A 17,862-nucleotide genomic window follows, 5' to 3' on the forward strand; every position below is an offset into this window, starting at 1 on the left:
CGTGCCGGCCCTCTTCAAAACAAAACGGCGGCTGCAGCGCGCGCTGCAGCCGCCGGGTTCGTCTGGCCGCGTCGCTGCTAGAGCGTGCGGCGGATCTCCTCGACCCGGTAGCACTCGATCGTGTCGCCGGCGCGCATGTCCTGGAAGTTCTCAAAGGACATACCGCACTCGTAACCAGACCCGACTTCCTTGGCGTCGTCCTTGAGGCGCTTCAGCTGGGACAGCTTGCCCTCGTGGATTACCACGCTGTCGCGGATCAGGCGGACATGAGCACCGCGCTGCACGACACCGTCGGTGACGCGGCAGCCGGCGATCTTGCCGACCTTCGAGACATCGAAGATCTGCAGGATCTGCGCCTCGCCGAGGCGCTCCTCGCGCAGAGTCGGCGGGAGCATGCCCGAAAGGGTCGCTTTGATGTCATCCACGAGGTCGTAGATGATGTTGTAGTAGCGGATCTCAACGCCCTTGTTCTCGGCCGATTCGCGCGCTTCCTTGTGGGCTCGCACGTTGAAGCCGATGACGACAGCCTTGGAGGCCTCCGCCAGGGTAACGTCCGACTCGGTGATGCCGCCGACACCCGCGAGCAGGATGCGCGCCGATACCTCGTCGTTGCCGAGCTTCTCCAGCGCGCCGATGATGGCTTCCACCGAGCCCTGCACGTCGCCCTTGACGACGATGGCGAGTTCCTTTCGGCCCAGGCCTTCCTTGAGGTCGCGCATCATGTCAACGAGCGAGCGGTTCGCGCCGCCGGTCCGTGCGGCGATGCGCTCGCGCTTCTGACGGGCGCGATACTCAGTGACTTCACGGGCACGGGCTTCGTTCGGCACCACGGCCACGCGGTCACCCGCGTCCGGAGTCCCATTGAAGCCGAGCACCTCCACCGGCACCGACGGGCCGGCATAGGGGATGCTCTCTCCCTTGTCGTCGATGAGGGCGCGGACGCGACCCCATTCGGCGCCGGCGACGACGATGTCGCCGGTGAAGAGCGTTCCGCGCTGCACGAGCACCGTCGCGACGGGACCACGACCGCGATCGAGCTTGGCCTCGATGACCGTGCCTTCGCCGTCCCGAGCCTCATTGGCGCGAAGGTTCAGGATTTCGGCCTGGAGCTGCAGACCCTCGAGGAGATCCGGCAGACCGTCGCCGGTCTTGGCGGAGACTTCGAATTCCAGGGTCTCACCGCCCATCGATTCGACTTGGATGTCGTGCTGCAGCAACTCGGTGCGGACCCGCTGCGGGTTCGCCTCGGGCTTGTCGATTTTGTTGATCGCCACGATGAGCGGCACGCCGGCCGCCTTCGCATGGCTGATCGCTTCCACCGTCTGCGGCATGACGCCGTCATCGGCTGCCACCACGAGCACGACGATGTCAGTCACCTTGGCGCCACGGGCGCGCATGGAGGTGAAGGCCGCGTGACCGGGGGTGTCGATGAAGGTGACCATGTCACCGGATGGCGAGGCCACCTGGTAAGCGCCGATATGCTGCGTGATGCCGCCGGCCTCACCGGACACCACCGCGGTCTTGCGGATGGCGTCGAGGAGCGACGTCTTGCCGTGGTCGACGTGACCCATGATGGTCACGACGGGCGGACGCGGATCGAGATCCTCCTCAAGATCGGGCTCGTCGTTGAACAGGCCTTCCTCGACGTCGGACTCGGCGACGCGGCGCACGGTGTGTCCAAGTTCCTCGGCAATGAGCTGAGCGGAATCCGAATCGATCACGTCGGTGATCTTGTGGATCTCGCCCTGCTTCATGAGCAGGCGAATCACGTCCACGGCCCGCTCCGACATGCGGTTGGCGAGTTCCTGGATGGTGATCGTCTCGGGGATCGTCACCTCGCGGGAAAGCTTTTCCTTCTGCTCAACCTGCCGGTTGCCGCTCATGCGCTGCTGACGGCGGCGGAACGAGGCAACGGAACGCGTGCGCTCGTCCTCGCCCGACGTGGCGGTAGCGATCGTGAGACGCCCACGGTTGCGGTCGCCGCCCGGCTGCTTGGGGGTCTTGGGCGGCGTGATGATCTTGAGCGGCATGCCGGGACGGCGGATCACGCGCTTCTGCTCGCTCTCCTCCTCGGCAGCCTGTGGCCGTCCCGGCGCGCGGGCGGTGGGAGCCGCCGCCCCGGCCGGGCGTGCGGCCGTGGAAGCGGTCGGAGCCGCCTCTGGCTCGGGCGCGGGCGCCGGCTTGGCCATGAAGTTCAGGTCGCGCGGCTTGCGCACGTCTGCGGTGATGGTCTTGCGCGGCTCGGCCGGTGTCGGGCGTGCCGTGAGGGGCTGACGCACGGCAGGGGCCGCCGGACGAGCCGGGGCCGCAGCCTGCGGAGCGGGAGCAGGTGCTGCCGGAGCAGGCTTCGGGGTGGAGGATATCGGAGCCGAGACGGGCGCCATCGGCACCGTCTTGGAGACGGGCTTCGGTGGCGTTGCCGGAACGGGCGCAGCTGCGGGGGCTGCCGCAGCTGCCTCCTTCGCAGCGGCCTCAGCGGCGCGAGCCGCCTCACGAGCAGCTTCTTCCTCGGCACGCAGGCGAGCCTGCTCCTCGGCGCGAAGACGCTCCTCTTCCTGGCGGCGACGCTCTTCGGCCTCGCGCTGACGGATTTCTTCAGCCTCCCGAGCACGCTGAGCAGCGGCCTCTTCTTCGACCTTGCGGCGTGCTTCCTGCTCACGGCGCTGGGCGTCGGCTAGAGCTGCGGCGCGCGCGTCACGCTCCTGCTCGCTCAATGTCCGCAGCACGACGCCACCCGCCGCCCGCTGGGCGGGGCGCGGAGCTGCAGGTGCGGGAGGCGCCACGCGTGACGCCGGGGCGACCGGTTGCGTTTCGCGAACGGGAGCGGCCGGTGCCGCCCCGATGACGCGCCGCTTCACGGTCTCGACCACGACCTGCTTGGAGCGGCCATGGGAGAAGCTCTGACGCACCGTTCCCTGCTCGATCGGGCGCTTCAAGGACAGCGGCTTCGAGGGGGGTCGTGCCTGCGTCTTGTCGCCCGGATTATTCGTATCGCTCATTCAGTCCAAACCCTGAGGGTTTCCATCGTCCCGTGAACCGGCAAACTGCTGTGCGCCGGGTAAATCCGTCTCGTCGTCGTCCTGCAGAGTCGGAGCGGTCTGCCCTGTTCGGGCGTAACCGGCCCCCTCAGCCGTCGTAGGCTTGCCCTCGAAAGAGCGTAGCCGACGCCAACGCGCAAGGCAGCCGGTGCTTCCGACTCCTGCGACAAGCGCCGCATGTATCACATGATCCCGACCCAAGGCCATGTCCAATTCTTCATTGGACAAATCATCGATGACCGGGACACGGGATATGGCATCGCCATGCCTCCGGTGCAATGCCGCAGCGATCTTCCGCCTGCCATCCGCACTGCCATCCGAGGCCTGTATCACGGCGGCTACGCCTGCCTTGTCGCCGATCGCGGATTCGACCTTGGCGAAGCCGGCCACGAGGCAACCTGCCTTGTTGGCGAGCGACAGGGATTGGCGCAGGTCCTCGCGCAGGATAGCGGAGATCCGGTCGGCCAGATCCACCGGTGCCACGGCATCCCTGGTCTTGAAAGCGCGCTGAAACAGCCGTTTCTTTAAAGCCAACTCGACCGTGACGCGATCGGCGGTGAGCCATGCACCGCGCCCCGGCAGCTTCGCTTTCAGATCGGTCACCACCTCGCCGTCCGGCGACAGAACGAACCGAATCATCCCATCGGGATTTTGCGAGACCCGGCTAACGAGGCATGTGCGCATTGCATTGCGCCGGCCGCGCCCGAGACCGGGATCGAGCAGCGTGCTCGGCTCCGGCTCGGCGGCATCGTCCGCGACATCTGCGTATTCGCCTGTCATGCGGCGGTCAGATCCCTGTTGATCGTCGCATGGACCGCAACAATTCGCGGCCCTCTCGCCTCGCAACCCACTGGCATCTTCGACGTGAGATGCCGGAATGTCGCGAAGGCACTATCCGGTCGGCCCTGCGATTCCTAAGGCCCGCCTTAGGCGAGTGCCTTAGGATGGGAGCGCCTGACTCGCCCGGAACGCCGTGCTCAGACCGCCTCGGACTCTCCGTCGGTGGTCTCGGCCTCATCCGCCTCGACCGGCGCCTCGATCCATCCGGCCTTCACGCGGGCCGCCATGATCATGGCTTCCGCTTCAGCGCGGGAGATCTCGAACCCGTCGAGATAGCCAGCATGCTTGGTGGCCTCGGGGCCGCGTCCCTCGGTGTAGCCCACGAGATCGTCCGTGGCGCAGCCCGCGAGATCTTCGACCGATTTTACGTCGTTCTCGCCCAGCGCCACCAGCATCGGTGTGGTCACGCCGTCGATCTCGCGCAGGTCGTCGGCGACGCCGAGTTCCTGGCGCTTGGCGTCGAACTCCGATTCGACTCGGGCGAGGTGATCCTGGGCGCGGGCCTGAATTTCCGTGCCGCTTTCCTCGTCGAGGCCCTGGATGTTGGCGAGCTCGCCCGGTTCGACATAGGCGATTTCCTCCACGTTCCGGAAACCTTCCGCAGCGAGGAGCTGACCCACCGTTTCGTCGACGTCGAGGGCCGCCATGAAGACAGCGGTGCGTTCGGCGAATTCCTTCTGGCGCCGCTCGGATTCCTCGGCCTCGGTGAGGATGTCGATGTCCCAGCCGGTCAGCTGCGAGGCGAGGCGCACGTTCTGGCCGCGACGGCCGATGGCCAGCGAGAGCTGGTCGTCGGGCACCACCACCTCGATGCGGTCGGCCTCCTCGTCGAGGACCACCTTGACCACCTCTGCGGGCTGGAGCGCGTTGACGATGAAGGTCGCCTGGTCTTCCGACCACGGGATGATGTCGACCTTCTCGCCCTGCAGTTCGCCGACCACCGCCTGGACGCGGGAGCCGCGCATGCCGACGCAGGCACCGACGGGGTCGATGGAGCCGTCCCGCGAGATGACGGCGATCTTGGCGCGCGAGCCCGGATCGCGGGCCACCGCCTTCACTTCGACGATGCCGTCGTAGATCTCCGGCACTTCCTGGCCGAAGAGCTTGGCCATAAATTGCGGGTGGGAGCGTGAGAGGAAGATCTGTGGGCCACGCACTTCGCGACGCACGTCGAACAGATAGGAACGGATACGGTCGCCGGGGCGGAAGGTCTCGCGCGGGATCATCTCGTCGCGGCGCACGATGCCCTCACCGCGTCCCAGATCGACGATGACGTTGCCGTACTCGACCCGCTTGACCAGACCGTTGACGATCTCGCCGATGCGGTCCTTGTACTCGTCGAACTGGCGGTCGCGCTCAGCGTCGCGCACCTTCTGGACGATGACCTGCTTGGCCGACTGGGCGGCGACGCGGCCGAAATCGAAGGGTGGCAGGGTATCGGAGATCACGTCTCCTACCAGGGCACCGGGATTGTAGCGGCGGGCCTGGTCGAGGGTGACCTCGCGGGCGTCGTTCTCGACCTCGTCCACCACCACGAGGTGGCGCGACAGGCGGAGCGCCCCGGTCTTGGGGTCGATCTCGGCATGGACGTCCGTCTCGGCGCCGTAGCGCGAGCGGGCGGCCTTGGCGATGGCCTCCTCCATGGCGTCGATGACGATGGAGCGGTCAATCACCTTCTCACGGGCGACCGCTTCGGCGATCTGCAGGAGTTCGAGCCTATTGGCGCTGACGACAGCCATCGGATTTCGTCCCTCTCTTCGTCATGTGTTTTTTCGGAAACCCCGGCGTGCCATCGGGCATCCGCCTGGGCTCCGGGCCGGTGTTCTAGTGAAGCTTGCCGTCGTCCTTGACCCGCACCGCCTTGGTGCGGACTGGCTTGGCCTTGTTGGCCCGGCTCGCCTCGGTTTCGATCTTCTCGGGCTTGGGCTTGGCCGACGCCTTTGGCTTCAGCGGCCGCTCGACCTTCTTCTTGAGAGGGGCGGGGGGCTCGATCTCGGCCTTGGCGCCCTCTTCGATCTCGTCTTCGGCCTCATCGTCCAGCATCGGCGGTGGCCCGCCACCGCGTCGCAGCGATTCACGTACGAGATCGTCGGTGAGGACGAGGTAGGCATCGCCGAGATCGCGAAGGGGCAGGTCGATGCGGCTCGGCAGCCCCTCCTTCACGTCGGGCAGATCGATCGGCACCGTGAGGCCATCCGCGTTGGGGGCTCGGATGATCCCGCGAAAACGCTTCCGGCCGTCGAGGGGAATCGCCAGCTCGATTTTGGCTTCGTAGCCGGCCCAACGCTCGAAATCGACGGCCCGTACCAGCGGCCGGTCGATGCCGGGGGAGGAGATCTCGAGATAATAGGCCTTGCCAACCGGGTCGTCGAGATCGAGCAGAGGCGAGATCGCCCGGCTCACGGTCTCGCAATCGTCCACCGTCATGGTGCCGTCCGGCCGCTCGGCCATGATCTGCACGGTACAGCCGTTGGCGCTCGACACCCGCACCCGGACCACGCGATAGCCGAGGCCCTCGATCGAAGCCTCGATGACCTGCACGACCCGTGCGGCGACGCCGGTCTCGGTGATCAGACGTTTTTCGGAAGTGTCCGCCATGCTGCGCTGTACGTCCGGCCTTGCGTGAGGCGATCCGGTGAGAGAGGCGTTGCGGCAATAAAAAAGAGCGGACCCGGTGGGGCCCACTCCCGAACCGCAGCCTCAAGACTGCAACCAGAACTGATGTGCTAGGAGTAGTCCCATCGTCGGATCGTTTCAAGCGATTTCGCGAGCCGTTCCCCGGCGGAGCGCATCCCGGTCGCTCCGTCGCCGTCAACTCGTTCCAGGGAGCCTCGCCCATGACCGCCGCTTCGTCATTCGGCCCCGACCCGGATTGCCTTCACCCGGTTGCGGGCCACAGCCGAATCACCTTCATCCGCAATCTCTCCCTGCCGCCGAATGTCGAGGTCGGCGCCTACACCTATTATGACGACCCTGCCGGCCCGGAGTCTTTCCTCGACAACATCCTCTACCACTTCGCCTTCCTCGGCGACCGCCTGCGAATCGGTCGCTTCTGCGCGCTTGCGGCGGGCACGCGCTTCCTCATGAACGGGGGCAACCACCGCGTTGAGGCGCCCTCCACCTACCCGTTCCTCATCTTCGGCGGCGCCTGGGCCGGACGCTTCCCCGAAGAAATGACCTTTCCCAACCGGGGCGACACGGTGATCGGCAACGATGTCTGGCTCGGCTACGACAGCACGATCCTGCCCGGCATCCGCATCGGCGACGGCGCCGTGGTGGCGGCCAAATCCGTGGTCACCCGCGACGTGCCGCCTTACGCCATCGTCGCCGGTAACCCGGCCACGGTGGTGCGTATGCGCGTACCGCCCGACATCGCCGCGCGACTCCAGGCTGTGGCATGGTGGAACTGGGATGCCGAGCGGATCACTCGGTGCCTGCCGGCGATCTCTGGTGGGGATGTGGCGGCGTTGGAAGCGGCGGTTTGAGGTCTAACCGACCGGTGGGCTGCCACGCCTGACGAAAAACGCCGCGTTACGTCTTGAGCTCCGCTAAACCCGCTATCACCGTCATCCCGCTCGAACCGTCAATTTGCACTATGATCTAGCAAACACCCTCCAGCGGAAACGCATTCCGCTGCCAGTACGGCTCTAGGGGGCTCCCGACGAGGTTTTCCGCCTCCCATTGCGCCAAGAGGGTACAAAGCGCAGCGCGGTCGCCGGAGCTCAGGGGCTGGTCCAGCGCACGAAGACGCTCGTACATGCGCTGTTGCGCCGGGCTTTCCGCAGGCTGTCCCCCGATACGGTGAGCTTTCAACCGAGACAGGAGTTCCCGCGCCCTTTCAATCTCGCCGAGCGCGACGCAGGCACCGAGATGCCAGTAACGATTCAAATACCCGCTTCGCTCCGGATCGCCGCGCTTAAATTCGAGACACTTGCGCGTCGTGTCCAGGGACCGAAACAGCGGCAAGATATCGGTCTCGACGCGTTCGATAAAATCCTCGTAGATCGTCGGATCGGACCAGCGCCAGCCCCATCCCCCCGGGAAATGCTTGGATCGCCCAATTCGATCGCCGTAGCGCCCCAGGCCGAACCACGATGTTGTTTCAGGTGTGAAGAACTCGACGATATGCCAACTGACGGCACAACTGTCCGCATCAGAAGTTCGATCGATTAAGATTAACCGCCCGACGTGATCGATCGGCGTAAGCCACAAAGTGTTCTTTCCGGCATCTAGGAGATCGGCGTTCCGCGCAAGAAGCGGAGCCGACAGGCCTTTGATCTGGCGGGCGGTCGTCATGGGCGCGGCCGGACCTGAATCATGATGATACCTCGGGAGGTGGGGAAATGCCGCTTTGCGGTTCTGGCCAAGTCAACGGCTCGCTCTGGGTGGAGGCCCTCCCTACCCGTCTTAGGATCGTACACACAGACCATCTGATCCGGCGCCAGCTCGTAGAGATCAAGTCGCACCGAATTTCCTGCGCCGTATCGTGCTGAATTGCCACTGGCCCTGTCCAGAGAATACTCAACTCTGATTTCAGGATAGCCCCGCGCCTTGAATGTTTTTCCAATATCGAGATGAATAAGACTTCCAAGCCTTGTTTTGTCGAGATTTGGGTTCGCTGCCGTCAGCCGCCGCGTGGCCTCGTCTGTTACGGCCTGAACTTCCTCGCTGTGCGGGCAGAATTGAACGAGCGTCGGTTGATCGACCGGTCCGACCCATACAATCGGGAACTTGTTGTCTTCGTCCGGCTCGAAATCATATCGCAGGGCAATCGAGCCCGGTTCATTCCCGAAGCCGGCGGATCGCGCCGCGAGAACCGTCAACAACATCGCCGCAGCTTCGAGCGTTGCGGCGACGGCCGGTGCGATGGCGGGTGCGACGGCGGCCACTGCCGGCAGGAATGCTGGCTGCAGCGTCGCCTCCGGCGCGGAGCCTGCGGTGGCGAAGGTCGAGCGGGACAGAACCTCATCCGTCTGCCCGTCGCGAATCGTCTGGATGTCGCCGTTGTTCTCGAAGACGCGGCTGTCGCCGTCCGGCGTGACGACGGTGTGCTGCTCGTCCCAGTCGCCCCGTCCGGATCGGATACGTAAGGTCAGAACCTCGCCGCCGCCGTCCAGCAGGGTACGTTTCGGTGCCTCCGTCTCCGGATCCGCCGCGTCGAGGGACGCTCGGCCACCGTCCCACGACTGGTCGGCCGGATTACCTCCGGCGCCGCCACCCGAAACCCAGCGCCCGCCATCGCTTTGGCCCGCCGGCGCGCGGGGCTGATCCGGGCTGTACTTCTGGCTCAACGCGCGGCGCAGGCGGACCAGCTTGGTCTCCGTCCGCAGCACCGCGAGGAGGAGGCGTAGATCGCGTACCTCGGCGATGTTCCTGGAGGGGTCCCGACGCTCAATCTCCGACATCGCGAGTACCTTAGTTCATGGTATGTTCTGGTCCTGAATAGGCAATTATGGGAAAATATTCAACTCATTTCGTCATTGGGTGAGACTGCGCGCAAACGGAGAACGCCGCCCCGCGAGCGGGACGGCGTTCTCCTTTCAGTCTGAGGAATTTCGCACGATGTCCGTCTGATACCCTGAGATCGAGTACCCCAGCCGGTCTCCCTGTTTTTCCAAGAGAGAGACCAGAGCTTTGCCCTTTGGGCGAGCCCTCCGGTCATCGATGTGCCGCTCGAAGGAAACCCCCTCAGGCCGCTGCCCGCTCCTTCAGGAGCTTCCGGTTGATCAGCATCTCGGCGATCTGCACCGTGTTCAGGGCCGCGCCCTTGCGCAGGTTGTCGGCGACGCACCAGAATGAGAGGCCGTTATCGACCGTCGAATCCGCGCGGATGCGCGAAACGTAGGTCGCATCCTCGCCGGCCGCCTCGTGCGGGGTCATGTAGCCGCCGGGCTCGCGCTTATCGACGACCAGGATGCCCGGCGCCGAACGCAGGAGAGCAGTCGCCTCCTCGGGTGAGATCGGATGCTCAAACTCGACGTTCACCGCTTCGGCATGGCCGATGAACACCGGCACGCGGACGCAGGTCGCCGTCAGCTTGATCTTGGGATCGAGCATCTTCTTGGTCTCGGCGACCATCTTCCACTCTTCCTTGGTGGAGCCGTCGTCGAGGAACACGTCGATCTGCGGGATGACGTTGAAGGCGATGCGCTTGGGGAACTTCTCCATGGTCATCTGACCGGCGGTGAAGACCGAACGGGTCTGTTGGAACAGCTCGTCCATGGCCTCCTTGCCGGCGCCCGAGACCGACTGATAGGTCGCGACCACCACACGGGTGATCTTGGCCACGTCATGCAGGGGCTTCAGCGCGACGACGAGCTGCGCCGTGGAGCAGTTCGGGTTGGCGATGATGTTCATTTTCGAGAAGCCGGTGATCGCCTCCGGATTTACTTCCGGCACGATCAGCGGCACGTCGGGATGGTAGCGGAAGGCCGACGAGTTATCGATGACGACGCAACCGGTCTGCCCGATCCGCGGCGACCATTCCTTCGAGGTCTCGCCGCCGGCGGACATCAGGCAGATGTCGGTGTCGGAGAAATCGTAGGTGTCGAGCGCCTTCACCTTCAGGATCTTGTCACCGAAGGAAACTTCCTGCCCGGCACTGCGGCGCGAGGCGATAGCCACGACCTCGTCGGCGGGGAATGCCCGCTCCGACAGGATGTCCAGCATCTCGCGTCCAACATTGCCCGTGGCACCGACGACGGCGACCTTGTAACCCATCTCTCCAACTCCGCTTCGTGATGCCCTGGCTCTCCGCCGTGGCCGGGCTCTTCGCCTCGGCACCGCCGGCAGGATTTCCGGGCACGTATCCGTGTACCGTTGCCAGTGGGGTTCGCAGAGGTTCCCGGTCTCGACCGGACCGACCGGCTGCGAAAACGCGCCGTACCGCAGATATGCCAGCACGCCCCGTCTCGTCCGGCCCCTCAAGGAAACCGGATATCCCGTAAGCCGCGGAGCAAGACGCTTCGTCTTCGTGGCTGTCAAGGGTTGCGCTGCACGCGAGACTTTCGCGGCGTGACAAACGGATTGCAACAGCAGCCGCGCCTAGCCTCCGGCAAGGATTGATTCACCGCGAATTCCGAAACCTCGGACCAGAAACCCTGCGGGAAACCCGATCTGCGCATCCTCGACGGCATGGTCGCCGCCTGAGCGGCGCGAGCCGTGAGAAATGCCGCCGGTTTCAGGGTTTCATGCATCGCATCGCTGTTCAGGACGAGATCGACGAACTGCCGGTCAGGCTAGCCAGCCGCCCGCTGGTGCGGTTCGCCGTGCCCTGTCTCGCGATCCTGGTCTGCTTTGCCGCCGTCGGACGATTCGTCGGCGGTGAGCCGACGCCCCGCGGTCCGAAAGCAGGCATAGCCGGGGCAGTGGACGCGCATCCTCCGGCATATGGTCCGTCCATCGCCTCGAACGTTCGTCAGGCCCTTCCCATGGCCGCGTCAGCGCCGCGATACCGGCTCGACGACCCCGATGCCCTCGACGAGGCGAAGATCGAGCCCGCGCGTATCAACCCGGTCACGGGACAGCGGGAGGACAGTTTCTCCCAGGGGCGCTTCGACGCCAGCGAGGCGCCCTATCTGAGACTGACCATCGGGGAGGGTCCCAATCCTCCCGCCAGCCTGTTCGTCACCATCGCCCGGCGTGCCGCCGAGGGGCAGGGCCTCGCCGTGGTGCGAACCGGCGAGCGCGGCTTGATCGTGACCAAGTTCGGTTCATTCGAGACCCTGGAAGCCACGTTGAGCGGTCCGGTGACACGGGTCTGCACTGGCTTCTCCAATGCTGGGCAAAACGGGCTCGTGCCACTCGCTCCGCGCATCGACGGTTGGCTCTGCGCTCCCTTGAGCCAGCCTCCCGAGCCGCGCGCCATCGTCTGCGCCCTGGACAAGATCGTTCTGAATGGCCAAGCTTCCCCGGACCTCGAAGCGGCGTATCGTGTGTTCGAGGCGAGGCGGGTGGATGGCTGCGCACCGCCGGTCGCAGCCGCACCCAATCGAGAGGCCGCCGGGGAAACCGGTTCGATCTCGAAGCGGCGAATTCGACATAATGAGGCGAAACTGCGGCGTACCGAACAAGCGCGGCCGTAAGCCGGGAACAACGGCGCCGCTGGCACGTCTACTCACCATGAATGGCCGAGTTTCTTAAGGAAATCAGGTCTACCCTCACACAGGTTCAACGAAGGTCCGTCATGCGCACTGCCACGATTGCCCTGATGGGCGCGCTCACCCTTACCGCCGTCGCCGCGAACACCGCCGCCGAGGCGCAGGGTCGCTACGCCCCCGGTATCCGCGTCAGCCAGCCGCTGCCGATCCGCATCCGTCCGCGCAGCTGGCTCGATGCCGGTAACGTCGTCGAGGCGAATAATGGTTCGATCAGCAACCCGGCCACGAATCCGCACTTCATCACCGCGAGCTACCTGAACTCGCCGCCCTACGGCCGCAACGATCGCTTCGGCGGTGCGATCCTACCCGATCCGATCACCAACGGCCCGTTCATCGGAGCCCGGTCAAGCGCGATCCACAACATCGACTTCTCCGGTGTCGACGCGATCGACCCGACTTCCTACGTGTCGCGCAACGGCAGCCCATACTAAGCCCCACCGTCGAACGAGAAGAAGCGAAAGGCGCCGACCCGGACGGGTCGGCGCCTTTCTTTATGCCCAGACGGAGGCGGCAGAGCCGCGGCGCCTACCGCACCCGCGACTTTAGAGCCGCCACCACCGCCTCGCCCATACCGGCGGTCCCGAGAGGCGTCACGCCGTCTCCCGCGATGTCCTTGGTGCGGGCGCCCGCCGCGAGGGCATCGGTGATGGCGCCGTCGAGAAGGTCCGCCGCCTCGCCGAGGCCGAACGAGTAGCGCAGCGCCATGGCAAGCGAGCCGATCATGGCCAGGGGGTTGGCGAGATCCTGGCCGGCAATGTCCGGGGCCGAGCCGTGAACGGGCTCGTAGAGCGCCTTGCGACTGCCTTTCTCGTCCACCGCGCCGAGAGAGGCCGAGGGTAGCATGCCGAGGGATCCCGTGAGCATCGCCGCCACGTCCGACAGCACGTCGCCGAAGAGGTTGTCGGTGACGAGGACGTCGAACTGCTTGGGGCGGCGCACCAGCTGCATGGCGCAATTGTCGGCGAGGACGTGCTCCAGCTCGACATCGCTGTAATGCTCGGCATGGACCTTGGTGACGACCTCCTTCCACAGGACGCCGGACTTCATCACGTTGTGCTTCTCGGCCGAGGCCACGCGTCCCGAGCGCTTGCGCGCCAGATCGAAGGCCACATGGGCGATCCGCTCGATTTCGCCCGTGGTGTAGACCTGGGTATCCACGGCGCGCTTGGTGCCGTCGGGGAGGGTGGTGATCTCCTTCGGCTCGCCGAAATAGACGCCGCCGGTCAACTCGCGCACGATCATGATGTCGAGGCCCTCCACCAGCTCGCGCTTGAGGGCAGAGGCATCGGCGAGCGCGGGGTAGCAGATTGCCGGGCGCAGGTTGGCGAACAGGCCGAGATCCTTGCGCAGACGCAGGAGCCCCGCCTCCGGGCGGATGTCGTAGGCGACACCGGACCATTTCGGGCCGCCCACCGCCCCGAGCAGGATCGCATCGGCCGCGTCCGCCCGTGCCAGGGCTGCATCGGTGAGCGGAACGCCGTGGGCGTCGATGGACGACCCGCCGACGAGGTCGGTCTCGGTCTCGAAACTTGCGAGGCCGGTCTCGGCCAGCGCCCCGATCACGGTGGTCACCTGGGCCATCACCTCCGGGCCGATACCGTCGCCGGGGAGGAGAAGGAGCTTGTAGGCGGTCATGGGAGCACTCGCGGGCCAGAGGTAATCCGTCGGGCGGCTGTAGCGAGGGGCCCGGGCGCTTGGCAAGTGTTCGCGGTAGGGACCGGCAGTGCTCGCGAGGTCGTCCGCGGCCTGAGCACCTTGCTCGGTCTCACGCCATACGAGGCAATCGCTTCAGGTCTTTTGGGGCTCCATCTCTCGAGGGGATGGAGCTGTGGGCTGCCGGGATCATCAGAATGGGCACGGCTCGCACGACACTGCGATTTGCTCGGTCGCGGCCAGAATCGGCTGTTCGCGCAAGACGACGGGCGACGGGATCGCGAGATCCAACCGAAGCCGGTGGGCGAGCCGGGACGACGATCACCGCCCCGGCACCTGCTTGCATCCTCGACCGGGTGGCCGGCCGAAAGACATCGATGCGGCCTCTCACCCGTGCGGGTGGATCAGGCTGCTCTCACGGTGGTGAGGAAGCGTGCCACTTCGGCGTTGAGATGCTCGGATTGGCGAGATAGTTCGGAGGCCGAGGACAGCACCTGGGTCGCCGCCGCACCCGTATCCTCGGCCGCGCCGGCCACACCGGCGATGTTGCGGGTCACCTCGCCGGTGCCCGTCGCCGCCTGGGCGACGTTGCGCACGATCTCCTGCGTCGCCGCTCCCTGTTCCTCCACAGCGGCGGCAATGGCGGTGGCCACGACATCGATCTCGCGGATACGGGTCGTGATGCCGGCGATTGCCGCCACCGCTTGACCGGTCGCCTCCTGGATCTGCGCGATCTGGCTGGAAATCTCCTCGGTGGCTCGCGCGGTCTGGCTCGCCAGTTCCTTGACCTCGGTGGCCACCACCGCGAAGCCGCGTCCCGCCTCGCCCGCACGGGCCGCCTCGATGGTCGCGTTGAGGGCCAGCAAGTTGGTCTGCGCGGCGATGTTGGCGATCAGACCGACGACCTGGCCGACATGGGTCGCCGCCTGTGACAGGGTGTGAACGAAGGCGGCGGTCTGGTCCGCCTCAGCGACCGCTCTCTGGGCCAGCGTGGCCGAGCCAGTGACCTGACGGCCGATCTCCTGGACGGAAACGCCCAGTTCTTCGGCGGCGGCCGCCACCGTTCCGACATTCGTCGCCGCTTCCTCCGCGGCGGCAGCCACCGTGGTGGACTGGGACGCGGTCTCCGTGGCTGTGGCGGTCATGGTCTGGGCGGTGGTCTGAAGCTCCGTGGACGACGATGACAGTATGCCGATGATGCCGCCCACGGCGCCTTCGAAGGAATCGGCGAGTTCGACCATCGTCCGGCGGCGCTCGGTCGCCGCGGCCTCGTCTGCGATGCGGCGGATCTCGGCCTGCTCGGCCGCCTTCTGCGCGACCATGGCCTTGATTCCTTCCACGGCCTTGCCGATCATGCCGATCTCGTCGCGGCGGCGGGTTTCGGCGATCTCGGCGTCGATTTCTCCCCGGGCCATGCGCTGCAGCACATCGGTCAGTCTGCGGAGCGGGCGTGTGATGCCGAAGACGACGACGAAGAGCGCGGCGAGAACGCCCATGGCCACGCCGACGGTGGACAGGATCATGGTGAAACGGCGGGTCGTCGTGGTCTGAAGGGTCAGATCGTTGGAGCCCTTCTGGATCATCGCGTCGATGTCCTCCACCAGCTGCCGACACGCGGTGAACAGCTTCTGCTGAACCGGATCGACTTTCGTATGCGCCACAGCGAGCGCCGCTGCGCCCATGTCCTTATCGGCGAGCCCGCGCATTTCCTCGATGTTCCGGATGAACTCACCGAGGAGTGCCGCCACCGTGTCGGTCTGGGCTTGGAACGATGGTGCCGTTTCCCGGATGTTCTCGATCAACTGTGCCGCATTGGCGGGAAGCACCTCGAAAGTGGCGCTGACACGCTTTCTCTCGCCAAGCTCCGGCTCCGCGAGAATGCGAAATGCAATATAGCTCATCTGGAACACGGTGCGATTGAGCCGAACGCCTGAAGTCGCCCCTTTCGCATTTTTGTCAAGATAGACAGTATAAGCATCATCAATGGCCGCCATCTGCGAAGTCGCGTACCAGATGCAACCTCCGATGATTGCCGCCATCAATGAAATAACAAGCATAAGCTTATTTATTATCTTAAGATTTTCTATCATGGCCGATGCTCTTCCGCTATGCCGTGCCCCGTACTTATCATCCGATAATTAAATTTCTGTTTTTTTAATATAGAGCGTGAAGCGGCGCTGCGTTACAGCGATTGTCCACCACATGCGGGATATGAACGGAACATCGGGGAGTCGAACGGGTCTGTCCGGCACCGGACCGATGCGTTTACGGCATGTCGGAGTTGAGGCTCCAGGCAGCGTTCCCGGCGCTGCGGCTCCGGGGACGGCTCAGTGCGGTCCTGCAAATCAGTCGGTGGTTCTCCGGCTCGATCGGATCGTGACGCTCAATGTCCCGAGCCGGCGAGCGCGGCACCCGGCTTCTGATGCGTGCCGACCTGGTCCACGAGCATTGCCGTCGCTTCGTTCATTCCGGAGATCTCGACCGGAACGCCGTGATGGCGAAATTTCAGCACCACTCGGTCCAATGCGTTGATGCTGGTGATGTCCCAGAAATGCGATGCAGCGAGATCGATGATGACGGAATCCAGGTCGTCCTCGCGGAAATCGAAGGCGGAGTGAAAGGCCTCGGCCGTGGCGAAAAAGATCTGCCCGCTCACCCGGTAGGTCCGCATCCGGCTCCCCTCGTCCCGCACCGAAGACACGCGGAAGAACCGGGTTACCTTATGGGCGAAGAACAGGCCCGAGAGGATGACGCCGAACAGGACGCCCTTGGCGAGGTCGTGGGTGGTGACGACGACGGCCACCGTGCCCAGCATGACAGCGCTCGAACTCTTCGGATGGGTCAGCAGCGTGCGGACGGAGTTCCACTGGAAGGTATTGATCGACACCATGATCATCACTGCCACCAGGGCCGCCATGGGAATTCGTGCCACGTAGGGACCGAGCACGACGATGAGGAACAACAGGAACGCGCCCGCCCACAGCGTCGAGAGGCGGCCCCGCCCGCCGGACGAGACGTTGATGACCGATTGCCCGATCATGGCGCAGCCGGCCATGCCGCCGAACAGGCCGGAGGTGACGTTGGCGAGGCCCTGGCCGGCGCATTCGCGATTCTTGTCGGAGGTCGTGTCGGTCATCTCGTCGAGGATGGCCGCCGTCATCATGCTCTCCAGCAGGCCGACCATTGCCAGGGTGAGCGCATAGGGCAGGATGATCCGCAGGGTTTCCAGGGTGAACGGGACCTGGGGCAGGGCGAAGACGGGCAATTCGCGCGGTAGGGCGCCCATATCGCCCACGGTCCGGATGTCGAACCCGAACCAGACCGAGATTCCGGTGAGGACGAGGATCGTGATCAGCGGGGAGGGGACCGCCTTCGTCAGGTAGGGCAGGCCGTAGATCATTGCGAGGCCGATGGCGGTCATCGCGTAGACGACCGGCCCTCGCCCGATGAGCTCCGGCATCTGCGCGAGGAAGATCAGGATCGCCAGGGCGTTGACGAAGCCGGTGACCACCGAGCGCGAGACGAAGCGCATCAGGTTGCCGAGGCGCATCAGGCTCGCCGCGATCTGCAGGAGGCCGGTGAGGATGGTCGCGGCGAACAGGTAGCCGAGCCCGTGTTCCTTCACGAGGGTCACCATGACCAGGGACATGGCGCCGGTGGCCGCCGAGATCATGGCCGGGCGTCCGCCGGCGAAAGCCGAGATCACCGCGATGCAGAACGATGCGTAGAGACCGACCTTGGGGTCCACGCCCGCGATGATCGAGAAGGCGATGGCCTCGGGGATCAGCGCGAGCGCGACCACCGTTCCGGCCAGGAGTTCACGCGTGACGTCGGGAGCCCACTCGCTCCGGAGGTGCTGACGGTTCATGGATAAAGCTTTCGAGCGTCCCCGTGCGCGAAGCGTCGGCAGGGACAGGCATCTGGAGGCCCGGGCGCTTCAGCGCTCATCGGGCATGGACGGAACACGATCTGCTCAGCCTCCGCCTACGGCGGAGTCAGGCCAAGAAAATCGATGAACCGCTTGAGATGCATGGACGCCTGATAGCATGGACCCGCCGCGATGCAACATCGCGGCGGGTCGGGGCACGGCTTACATTCGCGCCGCTGCCGGTCCCGCACGACGCCCAGGGTATCACGCCGTCATTCCGAGCGCGGCTACGCAGACCCCGAAT

Annotated in this window: 13 protein-coding genes; 3 read left to right on the forward strand and 10 right to left on the reverse strand. The window is 65.3% G+C overall.

The features are described 5' to 3' along the window. Positions 1 to 77: 77 nt before the first annotated feature. The 4 genes from infB to rimP form a co-directional block, all read right to left on the reverse strand. On the reverse strand, positions 78 to 2,999 hold the full coding sequence (gene infB, locus ASF26_RS18275; RefSeq protein ID WP_018044937.1) for a translation initiation factor IF-2: 2,922 nt from the start codon (positions 2,997 to 2,999) through the stop codon (positions 78 to 80). After that, positions 3,000 to 3,818 carry an RNA-binding protein gene (locus tag ASF26_RS18280; protein ID WP_056257284.1) on the reverse strand — a complete coding sequence of 273 codons (819 nt, stop codon included), beginning with the start codon at positions 3,816 to 3,818 and terminating at the stop codon, positions 3,000 to 3,002. Positions 3,819 to 4,015: 197 nt separating this feature from the next. Then, entirely contained in the window at positions 4,016 to 5,617 is a 1,602-nt protein-coding gene (nusA, locus tag ASF26_RS18285) for a transcription termination factor NusA (protein ID WP_056257288.1), read from the reverse strand. 85 nt (positions 5,618 to 5,702) lie between these two features. After that, entirely contained in the window at positions 5,703 to 6,476 is a 774-nt protein-coding gene (gene rimP, locus ASF26_RS18290) for a ribosome maturation factor RimP (RefSeq protein ID WP_056257292.1), read from the reverse strand. A 239-nt stretch (positions 6,477 to 6,715) separates the two neighbouring features. Between rimP and ASF26_RS18295 the strand changes: the two genes are divergently transcribed. Beyond that, a complete protein-coding gene (locus ASF26_RS18295; protein ID WP_056257297.1) occupies positions 6,716 to 7,363 on the forward strand; it encodes a CatB-related O-acetyltransferase in 648 nt (215 codons plus the stop codon). Positions 7,364 to 7,478: 115 nt separating this feature from the next. On the opposite strand, the gene ASF26_RS18300 is transcribed toward ASF26_RS18295, so the two are convergent. The 3 genes from ASF26_RS18300 to ASF26_RS18310 form a co-directional block, all read right to left on the reverse strand. Then, positions 7,479 to 8,174 (reverse strand): hypothetical protein, encoded by a 696-nt coding sequence (locus ASF26_RS18300; protein WP_056257302.1) that lies wholly within the window; start codon positions 8,172 to 8,174, stop codon positions 7,479 to 7,481. Further along, positions 8,171 to 9,283, reverse strand: coding sequence for a hypothetical protein (locus ASF26_RS18305; RefSeq protein ID WP_056257306.1), 1,113 nt, complete (start codon positions 9,281 to 9,283; stop codon positions 8,171 to 8,173). Before ASF26_RS18305 ends, ASF26_RS18300 begins: the two co-directional genes overlap by 4 nt. 283 nt (positions 9,284 to 9,566) lie before the next feature. After that, entirely contained in the window at positions 9,567 to 10,598 is a 1,032-nt protein-coding gene (locus ASF26_RS18310) for an aspartate-semialdehyde dehydrogenase (protein WP_018044930.1), read from the reverse strand. A 341-nt stretch (positions 10,599 to 10,939) separates the two neighbouring features. On the opposite strand from ASF26_RS18310, the gene ASF26_RS18315 reads away from it, so the two are divergent. After that, positions 10,940 to 11,962 (forward strand): hypothetical protein, encoded by a 1,023-nt coding sequence (locus tag ASF26_RS18315; RefSeq protein ID WP_244475984.1) that lies wholly within the window; start codon positions 10,940 to 10,942, stop codon positions 11,960 to 11,962. 101 nt (positions 11,963 to 12,063) lie between these two features. After that, a complete protein-coding gene (locus ASF26_RS18320; RefSeq protein ID WP_056257314.1) occupies positions 12,064 to 12,468 on the forward strand; it encodes a hypothetical protein in 405 nt (134 codons plus the stop codon). 94 nt (positions 12,469 to 12,562) lie between these two features. Here the strand turns inward: ASF26_RS18320 and leuB are convergent, their stop codons facing one another. The 3 genes from leuB to ASF26_RS18335 form a co-directional block, all read right to left on the reverse strand. Next, a complete protein-coding gene (leuB, locus tag ASF26_RS18325; RefSeq protein ID WP_056257319.1) occupies positions 12,563 to 13,672 on the reverse strand; it encodes a 3-isopropylmalate dehydrogenase in 1,110 nt (369 codons plus the stop codon). A gap of 422 nt (positions 13,673 to 14,094) precedes the next feature. Further along, complete coding sequence (locus ASF26_RS18330) at positions 14,095 to 15,729, reverse strand: HAMP domain-containing methyl-accepting chemotaxis protein (protein ID WP_082477698.1); 1,635 nt, start codon at positions 15,727 to 15,729, stop codon at positions 14,095 to 14,097. A gap of 344 nt (positions 15,730 to 16,073) precedes the next feature. Next, a complete protein-coding gene (locus ASF26_RS18335; protein WP_056257327.1) occupies positions 16,074 to 17,558 on the reverse strand; it encodes a SulP family inorganic anion transporter in 1,485 nt (494 codons plus the stop codon). Positions 17,559 to 17,862: the final 304 nt, after the last annotated feature.

It is taken from the genome of Methylobacterium sp. Leaf93 (assembly GCF_001422345.1).
GTDB classification, from domain to species: domain Bacteria; phylum Pseudomonadota; class Alphaproteobacteria; order Rhizobiales; family Beijerinckiaceae; genus Methylobacterium; species Methylobacterium bullatum.